General features: G+C 35.3%; 16 protein-coding genes and 1 pseudogene. 12 read left to right on the top strand and 5 right to left on the bottom strand.

What is annotated here, in order from left to right; translation table 11 throughout:
• Positions 1-19: 19 nt before the first annotated feature.
• Positions 20-310, bottom strand: a pseudogene (locus U860_RS36560) (GCN5 family acetyltransferase); the annotation flags it as partial.
• Between the two features lie 131 nt (positions 311-441).
• Between U860_RS36560 and ytfJ the strand changes: the two are divergent.
• The 4 genes from ytfJ (at position 442) to U860_RS0119870 (ending at position 2458) form a co-directional block, all read left to right on the top strand.
• Positions 442-867: a GerW family sporulation protein gene (gene ytfJ, locus U860_RS0119885; RefSeq protein ID WP_002171594.1), complete on the top strand. Its 426-nt coding sequence runs from the start codon at positions 442-444 to the stop codon at positions 865-867.
• Between the two features lie 160 nt (positions 868-1027).
• On the top strand, positions 1028-1804 hold the full coding sequence (locus U860_RS0119880; protein ID WP_025149881.1) for a hypothetical protein: 777 nt from the start codon (positions 1028-1030) through the stop codon (positions 1802-1804).
• Between the two features lie 51 nt (positions 1805-1855).
• On the top strand, positions 1856-2176 hold the full coding sequence (locus U860_RS0119875) for a hypothetical protein (RefSeq protein WP_025149880.1): 321 nt from the start codon (positions 1856-1858) through the stop codon (positions 2174-2176).
• Between the two features lie 69 nt (positions 2177-2245).
• A complete protein-coding gene (locus U860_RS0119870) occupies positions 2246-2458 on the top strand; it encodes a hypothetical protein (protein WP_000711202.1) in 213 nt (70 codons plus the stop codon).
• A gap of 32 nt (positions 2459-2490) precedes the next feature.
• On the opposite strand, the gene U860_RS0119865 is transcribed toward U860_RS0119870, so the two are convergent.
• Positions 2491-2850 (bottom strand): hypothetical protein, encoded by a 360-nt coding sequence (locus tag U860_RS0119865; protein WP_025149879.1) that lies wholly within the window; start codon positions 2848-2850, stop codon positions 2491-2493.
• Between the two features lie 205 nt (positions 2851-3055).
• Here U860_RS0119865 and U860_RS0119860 point away from each other — a divergent pair, with 205 nt between their 5' ends.
• The 6 genes from U860_RS0119860 (at position 3056) to U860_RS0119835 (ending at position 8805) form a co-directional block, all read left to right on the top strand.
• Complete coding sequence (locus U860_RS0119860; RefSeq protein WP_025149878.1) at positions 3056-3736, top strand: class I SAM-dependent methyltransferase; 681 nt, start codon at positions 3056-3058, stop codon at positions 3734-3736.
• Between the two features lie 93 nt (positions 3737-3829).
• Complete coding sequence (locus U860_RS0119855) at positions 3830-5518, top strand: formate--tetrahydrofolate ligase (protein WP_025149877.1); 1689 nt, start codon at positions 3830-3832, stop codon at positions 5516-5518.
• 90 nt (positions 5519-5608) lie between these two features.
• A complete protein-coding gene (locus U860_RS0119850) occupies positions 5609-6136 on the top strand; it encodes a hypothetical protein (RefSeq protein WP_025149876.1) in 528 nt (175 codons plus the stop codon).
• Between the two features lie 19 nt (positions 6137-6155).
• On the top strand, positions 6156-7325 hold the full coding sequence (locus U860_RS0119845; protein ID WP_025149875.1) for a DEAD/DEAH box helicase: 1170 nt from the start codon (positions 6156-6158) through the stop codon (positions 7323-7325).
• Between the two features lie 231 nt (positions 7326-7556).
• Positions 7557-8351 carry a sugar phosphate isomerase/epimerase family protein gene (locus U860_RS0119840; RefSeq protein ID WP_025149874.1) on the top strand — a complete coding sequence of 265 codons (795 nt, stop codon included), beginning with the start codon at positions 7557-7559 and terminating at the stop codon, positions 8349-8351.
• Positions 8352-8421: 70 nt separating this feature from the next.
• Complete coding sequence (locus U860_RS0119835; protein ID WP_025149873.1) at positions 8422-8805, top strand: VOC family protein; 384 nt, start codon at positions 8422-8424, stop codon at positions 8803-8805.
• A gap of 44 nt (positions 8806-8849) precedes the next feature.
• On the opposite strand, the gene U860_RS0119830 is transcribed toward U860_RS0119835, so the two are convergent.
• The gene (locus U860_RS0119830) at positions 8850-9488 is read right to left on the bottom strand and encodes a zinc dependent phospholipase C family protein (RefSeq protein WP_025149872.1); all 639 of its coding nucleotides are present in this window, start codon (positions 9486-9488) and stop codon (positions 8850-8852) included.
• 29 nt (positions 9489-9517) lie between these two features.
• On the bottom strand, positions 9518-10504 hold the full coding sequence (locus U860_RS0119825) for a quinone oxidoreductase (protein ID WP_025149871.1): 987 nt from the start codon (positions 10502-10504) through the stop codon (positions 9518-9520).
• 310 nt (positions 10505-10814) lie between these two features.
• Between U860_RS0119825 and U860_RS0119820 the strand changes: the two genes are divergently transcribed.
• A complete protein-coding gene (locus U860_RS0119820) occupies positions 10815-11393 on the top strand; it encodes a sigma-70 family RNA polymerase sigma factor (RefSeq protein WP_025149870.1) in 579 nt (192 codons plus the stop codon).
• Entirely contained in the window at positions 11390-12070 is a 681-nt protein-coding gene (locus tag U860_RS0119815) for a DUF3600 domain-containing protein (protein ID WP_025149869.1), read from the top strand. Before U860_RS0119820 ends, U860_RS0119815 begins: the two co-directional genes overlap by 4 nt.
• Positions 12071-12357: 287 nt before the next feature.
• On the opposite strand, the gene U860_RS0119810 is transcribed toward U860_RS0119815, so the two are convergent.
• Positions 12358-12792, bottom strand: a complete 435-nt coding sequence (locus tag U860_RS0119810; RefSeq protein WP_025149868.1) for a hypothetical protein — start codon at positions 12790-12792, stop codon at positions 12358-12360.
• Positions 12793-12845 lie beyond the last annotated feature (53 nt).

The following is a 12845-nucleotide window of genomic DNA, read 5'->3' as shown; positions in this document are numbered from 1 at the left end:
AAAAGAAGTAGGCCATACTTTTTACAATACTTGACTTGCCATAGAGTTTAAGCGGCTTATATGCGGAAAGAAGTGCCTCATAGTCAGCAACCACAAAATCTTCTTTACTATACCGTATAAACGCATCATGGAAGCGGAGTAAAATCGATTTTAATGTTCCGTTCTCTTCGAATGTTCCCCATAATTCTTGAAAATCTGTATCATAACCGAAAGCTTCAATATCCCCAATGATAAATAAGTTAAGAGCTGCTTCTTCTTTTAGAAAAGAAAATACTTGTTCATGATCTTTCTTTGTTAATTTTCGTATCATAACGAATCGACCTCTTTTTTATTTTTCTAAATATTATAACTTTTAGTTTTTGAAATCAATATAAAATTTTATGTTTAGTTCACAAACTTTCGGAAAAACTAGGAAAGATATGACAAAGGAGGTTATGAACGGTGGATCATCCAATTCAAGGTTTAATGAAAGCAGCAATGGAAAATTTAAAAGAAATGGTCGATGTTAATACGATTGTTGGAGAGCCTGTTCAAACGGCTGACGGTGGTGTAGTGTTAACGGTTTCTAAAGTAGCGTTCGGTTTTGGAGCAGGAGGTTCTGATTTCCAGACGAATGACGGGCAAAGAGCGAACGGTAACCCTGCATTTGGTGGCGGTAGCGCGGGTGGTGTTTCAATTACACCGGTAGCATTTCTAGTGGTGAATAAAGATGGGGTAAATATTCTTCATTTACAAAATGCGACACATTTAGCAGAAAAAATGATTGAATTAGCTCCACAAACAATTGATAAAATTCAATCGATGTTCCAAAAAGATGAAAAGAAAGAGGGAAATCATCACCCTCAAAGCCCAGATGATATCCTTTAAAAACGCCTGCTTATGAGCAGGCGTTTTTTCTTGTAATCAGTATGTAATAAAACACATGAAATTGTAAATAGTTTTTGAAGTTTTTTCTATGTTTCTAAAATTTTTCATGTTAAAATATGCTATAGAATTGAAACATACAAAACGAAGGTGGCTAGGTGCTTTGTCTGGAGGATCTGACCAAGTAAAAAATATGATATATATTAATGGTAATCGTCGGGGTCATTGTTTTATTACATCTGGAATTACGTTTAAAGAGTTTGCAAGTAACATCCCTTCACCGCTTCACCAAGCATTGCTTTTAAAGCATAATTTTGAGTGGACAGATTTTCATTATCATACTTTATTTGAATATGTCGAGGAAGAAAACATACATAAACTCATTCAAGCAGAGATTGATGAATTTGATGAATTTTGTTGGGTAGATTTTGATGATGCAAGCGATTTAGATGAATTAGAGCCAAAAGAAATAGCAGAACTGCTTTATCTGGCTCACAAAAAAGAACCACTTGGAAGAACGTTCTTCCCATTGTTGAAAAATAGATTTGTTTATTTTTCACATGATGACAGTTGGTACAACAAAGTGTATTACCGTAGAATCGGTGATTTTGTAGGAATGCTAAGTAAAGTGATTCCATATAAACTCGGTTCGTTTGGAAAGAAACGTTTTACTTTCTTCCAAAAATCAAAGATTTTCCCAGCAATTTCTAAGGAAGTTATCCTTGGGCTTGTTCCGTTAATGGAAGATGGGTTATACATTGATTTAGAGGGGAAAATTGAGTCGAGAAGAGGTCTTGAAATTCCGGTATATGTAGTGGGCTCATTTGAAAGTACGGATGAGGTACTAGATAATATCGATGAATTGAAAGCAGAAGCAACAGAAACGGGTTGGCTCATTTTTGATAAGAAAGAACAAGAGTGGCAATGGGTTGTAGACTAAGAAAACTTGGCGCATGAAGTCAAGTTTTCTTGTCTTTTGAAAGGAGAACAAATGAAGAAATATTATACAATTGTGGGTATTGTAAGTATTATTCTCGTGGCGATATTACTTATAACTTGTCCGAAAGAAGCAGATTTCAAATTGTATTTAGAGGATAAGTATACATTGAAATGTGACGAGAGTAGCTTTGAATGCACGCAAAATGTAGATGGAAAGAAAGAGAAATTACAGTTTGAAAGTATTAATGCACGAAACGGTGTATTCTTTATGACTGTAAAGCAAACGTATAAAACAGAAGCTGGTTTAACGAAAGAATACAGCGGGATAGGTTTATTCGGTACATTTCTTTTTGTTTCAGAGAAGACTTTCTAGTAATAGAAGGTCTTTTTTTTATGCTTGTGTTCATATAGATGAAGTAAGACAGGCATAGGAGGGGTATTGATGAAGAAGGAATGTATCGTTTGCGGTGGTGAGGAGTTTTTTTCTTCAACATTATATGCACGTACGAAACAAGATTGGGCATACGCGCCAAATATGTACCGATTTGAAAAGGTGTTTATTGAGCATAGGGATGAAGAAAATTATCCAGTTTTTCAAGAAATTACAGCGAAGCATTGTTGCGGATGCGGTCATATCATGTTGTATCATGAATGAACACACCAAGTAGTATAACTTGGTGTGTTTTTTTATAGCGCTGATATAGCAAGCGGATAGAGTAAAGTGAATAAAACAGAAAAGCTCCCAAAACCAATTGCTGTATACCCAAGTGTTCTCGCTCCAAAGTTGACAGCTAATAAACCAACTAAAATAGCAAGGGAGCCAAGTGTAACCGGGTAAAAAGCAATTGAGAATAACGAAAGAAATAATGCGACATAGCCTATCATTGCTCCGGTATTTGTGCCTTCTATTTCATTTGCAATTTCTTTACGCTCATGTCTAATCGGAATACCAGCTGGAGATATTTCAGCTGCATACTCTTCTTTTTTTTCACCAATTTTAAAATGTTTTTCACCACTTTTAAAATGATGATTTCTCTTTCTTCGCATGTACATCCCTCTCTTTCAATTGGGTGTATCTATAGTATCTTTCATAAAGAACAGAACATGAGTATGAGTTAAACCCAAGTAAAGCAAAAATTGGAGATAATAGATTCCGGTGTTATCCTGTTCACCTTCGTATGAAGATAAAACAGGAATTTTGGAAAATGATGTAGAATGAAAGGAGTGATAATAACTGAAGGTAGGGGAATGTATGACGAAGTTTAATTGGCATGAATCGGCAGAGAAAAAATGGGATAACAATGCAGAGTTTTGGAATCAAAATAGTCAAGAAATGTGGGATAGCGGGAGTAGGAGTACAATTATTCCTTTTTTTGAGCAGTACGTGGAAAAAGAAGTACAAGTGTTAGATGTTGGCTGTGGTGATGGGTATGGTACATATAAACTAAGTCTTTCTGGGTATAAAGCAGTTGGGGTGGATTTATCAGAAGTTATGATTCAAAAGGGTAAGGAACGTGGAGAGAGCTCAAATTTATCCTTTATTAAAGGAGATCTTTCTTCATTACCTTTTGAAAATGAGCAATTTGAATCAATTATGGCAATTAATTCTTTAGAATGGACCGAGGAACCATTACAAGCATTAAATGAAATAAAGCGTGTTTTAAAGAAAGATGGATATGCATGTATTGCAATTTTAGGACCAACAGCAAAGCCGAGAGAGAACAGTTACCCTCGATTATATGGAAAAGATGTTGTTTGTAATACGATGATGCCTTGGGAATTCGAACGGTTAGCAAAAGAACAAGGATTTGAAGTTGTAGATGGTACCGGCGTATATAAGCGTGGAGTAAATGAGAAAATGCTAGGCCAACTACCTATAGAGTTACAACAAGCTTTAACATTCTTATGGGTATTTATGTTAAAAAACATATAACAAAATCGAAGGATTTTAGGAGGTAAATAAGTGCAGAAAATACAAAAAACTGATACAATATCATCAGAACCAATTAAAGGGGGACTAGGGTATATGACAACTACTACAACAGTTAAATCTGATATTGAAATCGCACAAGAAGCAAGTATGAAGAAAATTCAAGAAATTGCAGCTGAGTTGAATATTTTAGAAGAAGAATTAGAGCCATACGGACATTATAAAGGTAAGTTATCTCTTGAAATTTTTAAGCGCTTACAAGATGAGAAAGACGGTAAAGTTGTTTTAGTAACAGCGATTAACCCAACTCCAGCAGGAGAAGGTAAATCAACAGTAACAGTTGGTTTAGGTCAAGCTTTTAATAAAATTGGTAAGAAAACAGTAATTGCGCTTCGCGAACCATCTCTTGGACCAACAATGGGATTAAAGGGTGGAGCAGCAGGTGGTGGTTTTTCACAAGTAGTACCAATGGAAGATATAAACCTTCACTTTACTGGTGATATCCATGCGATTACAACTGCCAACAATGCATTAGCGGCGTTTATTGATAATCACATCCAACAAGGAAACGTACTTGGAATTGATACGCGTAAGATTGTTTGGAAACGTTGTGTAGACTTAAATGACCGTGCCCTTCGTAACGTAGTAATTGGCCTTGGTGGACCGGTTCAAGGTGTACCACGTGAAGATGGTTTTGATATTACAGTAGCATCTGAAATCATGGCTGTATTCTGCCTTGCAACAGATATTCAAGATTTAAAAGCACGTCTATCTCGCATCGTGGTCGCTTATAATTTTGCAAATCAACCTGTAACAGTTAAAGATTTAGGCGTAGAAGGTGCGTTAACACTTCTACTAAAAGACGCATTAAAACCGAACTTAGTACAAACATTAGAAAATACACCAGCTATCATTCATGGCGGACCATTTGCGAATATCGCTCACGGTTGTAACAGTGTTATCGCTACGACAATGGCAGCAAAATTGGGTGATTATGTTATTACAGAAGCTGGATTTGGTGCTGATTTAGGTGCTGAGAAGTTTTTAGACATTAAAGCACGTGCAGCTGGTATTAAGCCAGAAGCGGTAGTCATTGTTGCGACTATTCGTGCGCTTAAAATGCACGGTGGTGTGGCGAAAGATCAATTAAAAGAAGAAAATGTAGATGCGTTAGCAAAAGGAATGGAAAACTTACAGAAACATGTTGAAACAATTCAAAGCTTCGGTGTTCCATTCGTAATTGCAATTAACAAGTTCATTACAGATACAGATGCAGAAGTTGCATACTTACAAGAGTGGTGCAATGAGCGTGGCTATGCAGTATCCTTAACTGAAGTTTGGGAGAAGGGTGGCCAAGGCGGAGTTGACCTTGCTGAGAAAGTGTTAAAAGAAATTGAAAAAGGTGAGAATAACTACGCACCACTTTATGAATTAGAATTACCACTAGAAGAAAAAATTCGTACAATTGCTCAAAAAGTGTACGGCGCAAAAGATATTGAATTTGCTCCGAAAGCGCGCAAGCAATTAGCTCAATTTGAAGGAGAAGGTTGGAGTAACCTACCGATATGTATGGCGAAAACACAATACTCTCTTTCTGATGATGCAACAAAATTAGGTCGCCCATCTGATTTTATCGTTACAATTCGTGAATTGAAACCATCTATCGGTGCAGGGTTCATCGTTGCGTTAACAGGAACAATGTTAACAATGCCAGGACTTCCTAAACAGCCAGCTGCGCTTCAAATGGATGTAAACGAAGATGGAAAAGCAGTAGGTTTATTCTAAAAGGTTGTAATTCATCTCGTTTATCTGTAAACTATATATACATCAAGTGGCGCCTTTCCATAGAAAGGCGCCTGTTTTTTGGAGGAAATTATGTTTGATCCAACTGCTTTTGAAAATTTAAAGGTAATCGTGGAAGGAGCTGTCTATGATTTCGATTTACACGGTGATATTCTCGTAACAGATCGAAAAGATGTGATGGACCTTGCTTCACTAAGTCGTATGCATAGTATTTCATTTCAACTAACTGAAACATTTAAAACGATGGTAGAAGCGACATTTTCACTATCTGTAGATGCAAAGAACTTATCGGGTGAAATATTAGAAGTACCTCAGTTTATACCAGGTTGTGAAATGAAGCTGGGATTCTCGTTCGAAATGGAGCACCCTGAGATAGGATGTAAAGAAATTGAAAATTTATTACATTCTATATGGGGAAAAGAGCGAATGATTACGCAGAAAATTTCATACGAATATAATAAGCAAGCGATTTCATATCATAATAAGGTAGAGGTTCTATTTCAAAAAGCGATTACAGAAGACCATGTTGATGATTTAATAGCTGTTATTTCACACATGATAGAAACGGTGCGAACAATACAACATTTTCTTCAAAAATAGAGATAAAGGAGAAAAACAAATGATAAAAGATATGCAACCATTTTTACAACAAGCTTGGGAGAAGGCTGGTTTTAAAGAGTTAACTGAAATTCAAAAACAAGCAATTCCAACTATTTTAGAAGGACAAGACGTTATAGCTGAATCTCCAACTGGAACAGGAAAAACATTAGCGTACTTATTACCCCTTTTACATAAAATTAATCCTGAAGTTAAACAACCCCAAGTTGTAATTTTAGCGCCAACTCGTGAACTTGTTATGCAAATTCATGAAGAAGTTCAAAAGTTTACAGCGGGAACTGATATTTCAGGTGCATCTTTAATTGGTGGTGCAGACATTAAGCGCCAAGTGGAAAAATTAAAGAAACATCCGAGAGTTATTGTCGGTTCACCAGGCCGTATTTTAGAATTAATTCGTATGAAAAAGTTAAAGATGCATGAAGTGAAAACGATTGTATTTGATGAATTTGATCAAATTGTAAAACAAAAAATGATGGGCGCTGTGCAGGATGTAATTAAATCAACGATGCGCGATCGTCAATTAGTATTCTTCTCGGCGACAATGACAAAAGCGGCAGAAGATGCGGCACGTGATTTGACAGTCGAACCACAATTAGTACGTGTAACACGTTCAGAGACACAGAGCCTAGTTGAACATACGTATATCGTTTGTGAACGTCGTGAAAAAAATGATTATATTAGAAGAATTATGCATATGGGAAATGTAAAAGCAGTAGCCTTCTTAAACGATCCATTCCGTTTAGATGAAATTACTGAGAAACTGAAATTCCGTAAAATGAAAGCAGCAGCTCTTCATGCAGAGGCGAGCAAACAAGAGCGTGAGGCAACGATGCGTGCGTTCCGCAGCGGGAAATTAGAAATATTACTTGCTACTGATATCGCTGCACGTGGATTAGATATCGACGATTTAACACATGTAATTCACTTAGAGTTACCAGATACAGTAGACCAATACATTCACCGTTCAGGACGTACAGGACGTATGGGTAAAGAAGGAACGGTTGTTTCTCTTGTAACAGCACAAGAAGAGCGTAAATTACTGCAATTTGCGAAAAAATTAGGTATCGTATTTACGAAACAAGAAATGTTCAAAGGATCATTTGTAGAAACGAAACCGAAAGCACCAAAGAAAAAGAAACCAGCTTTTACTGGTAAGAAAAAGCCTAGATAAATGATTGGAAAGACGTAACTATGTATAGTTACGTCTTTTTTGTTGTGGAATAATAGATGAAATTTTATTAACGATTATTAAAATTTCATCTATCGTAACTTTAAAAATATTAACGATTCTACAGGGAATATTGATAAAGGTGTAGCATTTCTAGTTTAGTTTGTACAAGGAAGTAACATAAAAAGAGTCGAATATTAACATGATACGAAATAATAAAAAGAAGGTACATTTATGAACAGGAAATTAGGAATGTTTTTAAATACAAAACATATTGAAGTAAATGAAGGAATAAAAAAGGCGAGAGAATGGGGGTTAGGCTATATTCAACTATATGCTATGAATAGGGATTTTAACTTAGCTAATATTTCAAAGGTAGAATGGGCTAATTTAAAGAAAAGCTTATTTTTTAATGGAATTAAAGTTCCGTCATTAGCAATTAGTTTTGGAGAAAGTGGAATTGTAGGGGCGGAAGTTGAAAGTGTAATAGAGCCGTTGAAACGTGTTGCTGATAGGGGATTAGAATTAGGAGAAAATATAATAACGGCTCACATTGGAAAAATTCCAGATGATGAAAAGAGCGAGCGATATGATAAGATGCAAAGGACTTGTTATGAGATAGGGAATTTATCATTAAGATTAGGGGGAGTCTTTGCCATTGAGACGGGATCTGAAAAAGCAATAGTGTTAAAAAGATTTTTAGAAAATATAAGCTCAAATGGACTAGCTGTTAACTTTGACCCAGCAAATATAATAAGTGAAGTAAATGAAAATCCGATAGAGAGTTTATTTCTGTTAAAAGAGTATATAGTACAAACGCACATTAAAGATTGTAAAGAAGTAAAAAGAAATGGTTTAAGTGAGTATATAGAAGTCGCGGCAGGAAATGGTGAAGTGGATTTTGATACATTCTTCAAGGCATTAAATAAAATCGGATTCGACGGGTATAACATAATTGAAAGAAATAATTATATTGACCAGCTTGATGGGATGAGTAAGTCGATAAATTTTGTGAAGAAGTACATATGAATGAAAAAGGATTAATAATAGTAACTGTAGAAAGCTACATAGAATATAAAAACCATTAGGGGGATAACAAATGATTCATAAAGTTGGACAAATTATGTTATATGTAAATAATCAAGATGAGGCAGTAAATTTTTGGACTGAAAAAGTAGGGTTTCATGTAATTGCAGAGGAAGATAACAAGCAAGGAATGAGATGGATTGAAATCGCTCCAACCAATGATGCTGAAACGAGTATCATACTACATAATAAAGAAGTTATTTCTAAAATGAGTCCGGAATTGAATCTTGGTACACCGTCTTTAATGTTCTTCTCAGAAAACCTTGATCAACTATATAAAGATCTAACAAATAAAAATGTTACAGTTGGAGAAATGGTAACCATGCCTTCTGGTAAAGTGTTTAACTTTGCGGATAGTGAAGGGAATTACTTTGCAGTAATGGAAAAGAAAAAATAATGGTATTGTTATGTGAAAATCCCCCTCGTATGTAATGAGGGGGATTAAATATTTGAAGTGAATTTTCTACTAGAGAGTTGCTCGATATAAAATACTCCTTTTTCAATTGCAGTCTCAATATAACCAACGATTTGATCAAATGTAAACACTTGTAAGTTTTCGTGCAAGTGTTGCTCAGGATATAGCATATCCTCAAAAATATATTGCCGAAAAGCTAAAACGTTCTCTTCTGACACTTCCTCGATATTCACAATGTGAGCCTCTTGATTAAGAAGGGAGAAGAGCTGTTGTTCTTTATCATAATGATGCAACAACTTTGCGTTCAATAATTTAAAATCGTTATAGTACATAGGTGCGATGGCTTCGTCGTTCTCAATTCTGTTTTTGAGCCAAGGTAGAAAAAATCCATTTAGCCAATTATCATCGGAAATGAGGTGGGTATAATAGCCTAAAAGAAAAGGGGAGTCCATATGCTTTTCGTATTTATGAATAAATGATTCGTAATCTATTCTTCTCGTATAGTTCTTCGTTGTACCAGCGTAAAAATGTGAAGTTCCTTTTTCGTCTTTTGAATGAACAGCATCAGGAGCTACACCTCCGAGTAAGAAAGAAGTTTTATCTTGAATAGATAGTTTCTCGGCAATACCGTTAGCGATAATAACATGCATAATTCGTGATCCCATGAATGACACCTCGATTTCATGTATTCATTTTAGGGAGCTGTCTGAACGTTTAGTATTACTTTCCCTGTACTTTGTCTACTTTCGACCCATTCATGTGCTTTCCCTGCATCTTGAAGAGGAAAAGATTTCGTAGCTTTAATTAGTAAACTTCCATCACGTAAATAACGGAAAACTTGATTTGCAGTTTCTTTGAGAGATTCGGGATGTTTTTTCCGTGTAGTGCCAAAGCTAAAACCGAGTATAGAACGACAACTTGCATGTAAATCTTTCGTTCGAAAATTACCAACTTCTCCACTAGCATTACCGAAATGGACAAGACGACCATAATAAGCAAGGCAATCTAAACTTCTCTCTGACACAGTACCAGAAATAGAATCTAAAATAACATTAACACCTTCTCCGTTTGTAAGATCATTAACTTTCTCTACGAAATCCTCATTTTGATTGCATATAACATAATCAGCGCCAGCGTCTAAAGAAATTTTTCTTTTCGCTTCACTTCCGACAGTACCGATAACCTTTCCAGCTCCTAATAGTTTTGCAAGTTGAATTGCTGTAGTACCAATTCCACCAGCAGCTGCATGGATTAGAACTGCTTCATCTTTTTGCAGTCTGGCCACATTTGCGAGTAAATTATAGCTTGTAAAAGATACGATCGGACAAGCCGCAGCAGTTTGGAAATCGACTTCATCAGGTAAAACGAAAGTGAGATTTTCGTTTGCGACAACGTATTCAGCGTAAGAGCCATTTTGAGGGAAAGCAATTACACGCTGTCCAGGGTGAATGTTTTTTACATTAGAACCTACACGTTCTACAATACCAGCTGCATCTATCCCTGGAATAAAAGGTAATGCTTTGTTTCCTTTTTTGCCATAGCGTGATTTAATATCGGCGAAATTAACACTAGTAGCAACAATGCGAATTAATACTTGATTTTCTGAAATAGTCGGAATGCCCACATCTGTATATTTCATCACTTCAGGACCACCGAACGAAGTTACAACGATAGCTTTCATCATATATCCCCCTAAATTTTGCTATATAAATCATTTTAAATCTTCATTAGGAATTGGAAAATTATATAATTGTTATGCACGGTTATAAGTGAAACTTATGAAGGCATTGCATTATTATATTAATTTATCCCGCATTAACGTGTAGTAAGACTCCCGCCTAAAAGCCAGATTGGTGTGGGCTAATAATCAGTGGGGGATGGACAATCCCCCACTGATTAAAGTTTCACTTTATATAAAAACCTTTGAAAAAAATCGAACGAAATATCATTTACTTGCCAATATATAGTATAAGACAAAGGAGGGGTGTTACATGAAGGATGAAATAGATTATGCAGATTTAATTCAATTAACTCTATCAGGTAATAAAGAAGCGTATGGCGAATTGTATGATAAAACGATTCAAGAAGTATATAAGACAGCACATTTTTTAATAGAAGACAAAACGGATGTAGATGACGTCGTTCAAGAAATATACATACAGCTATATGAATCGCTTCGTAAATATGATAGCGAGAAGCCATTTCGTCCTTGGCTAATTGGACTTGCGATTAAACAAATTCATTCTTATAGAAGAAAGAGGTGGATGCGGCTACGGATTGTAAAAAAAGCAGAAGAGCAAAGAAAACCAGTACAAATTGATTTTTCTAACGATATTGTAAGTAAAATATCAAATCAAAAACTAATCGAGCTCATACATAAATTACCGTATAAATTGAAACAAGTTATTATTTTAAGATATTTACACGATTACTCACAAGAAGAAGTAGCACATATATTACATATTCCAATCGGTACCGTGAAATCTAGAATTCATGCGGCTTTAAAGAAACTACGCCAGAAAGAGCAAGTAGAAGATATCTTTTTAGGAGAGGTAGGGAATGTGAAATGAGTTTAGATTGTAGAGTTAGAGAATCTATACAAGAAGAAGCGAAGGGAATTGTAGCCCCGCCGGAGTTAAAAGAAAAAGTAATCGTTCAAATTAAGATGAAGCGCGGGGGGAGTAAAAGGAAGAAACGCCTTATAGCAGGAGTGCTTGCAGCAGCATTTTTAATTCCGACAACGGGTTTTGCTTATCAATCTATTATGGCAGATGGTATATACGGATCTTTTGAGAATTTAAAGAAGCATGCTGGAGCTATGACATTAGAAGGATATATGCGTTTTAGTGCAAAGTTATCACAGGCGAAAGATGAAATAGGTGCAAAGGAATATGAAAAGTTTACAAAAGAACTAAAGAAATTAACAAATGCAAAGCTTGAGTATGGAGATTCAAACGGTAATATTGATTATGATCAGTTATCACCGAAGAAAAGGGAAGAAATGAAAAAGATAAGTATGGGACTTCAACCATACTTTGATAAATTAAACGGTCATAAATCTAGTGAAGAAGTATTAACACCAGAAGAGTTTGATCGCTATGTGGAAGCTTTAATGACATATGAAATAGTACAAGTAAAAACAAAATCAACGGGTGGAATGAAAGTAGAAGAAGTACCTGAGGCATACAAAGAAAGATTTATTAAAGCGGAGCAGATTATGGAGTATGTAAATGAAAAGGTGAGATAACAAAAAAGGAGAGCCTTTATTATCAGGTTCTCCTTTTTTGTTTACTTGAACTTTCTCACCGCATGTATAGCAACTCTCACAAGGAGTATTGCACTAATAAATAAACCACCATAACCAACTACACTTAAAATTGATTATTTGGTTCTTTTGCTAAATGTAATAAGCCTACTGAAATTCCTCCGAATATTATTCGATAACTGTATTATTATTCTTTCCTACAGAAACAAAAAACAAGTCAGGAGAGAACTACCCTTGACTTGCATAATAAAGTGAAAGTGGGATATCACTTAGTTGTATTCCTTACTAATTGTCTTGTCCCTTTGTATAAAGCAATCTAAGAGTGAGTAACCAGCTATTAAACTAATAATGGTAACGAAAGTTGTATTTACAAGAATAATATTAACTAAATACGGTAGGTATTCGCCAAGTGGTGAAAAGAGTAGGGCTGGGGAAAAGGAAATTAATATTGTAGGTATTGTAATAGCAATAAATTTATCCGGCTGAAAGCTCCAGTTTTGTTTACTCGTTTCGCGATTAATGGATTGAAGGAATCGTAATAAAATGCCGACCAAAAGAGGGAAGAGTGTAAAGTAGAATAATCTTGGGTAAACGTTAAAATTCACTTGCGCGTCTGTATCTAAATAAAATTGAATTTTTACTCCGACAAATAATAATAAGATGATAAATAATGTAAAGCAGAAATATTGAATCACTTTTTGCATACCATGCCACCATCCTTTACTAAAAATATATTCAAAGAAAAAAGATGTATACA

This window comes from Bacillus sp. H1a, from assembly GCF_000633475.1.
Classification (GTDB): domain Bacteria; phylum Bacillota; class Bacilli; order Bacillales; family Bacillaceae_G; genus Bacillus_A; species Bacillus_A paramycoides.
This window is presented reverse-complemented; position numbering and strand designations above follow the sequence as displayed.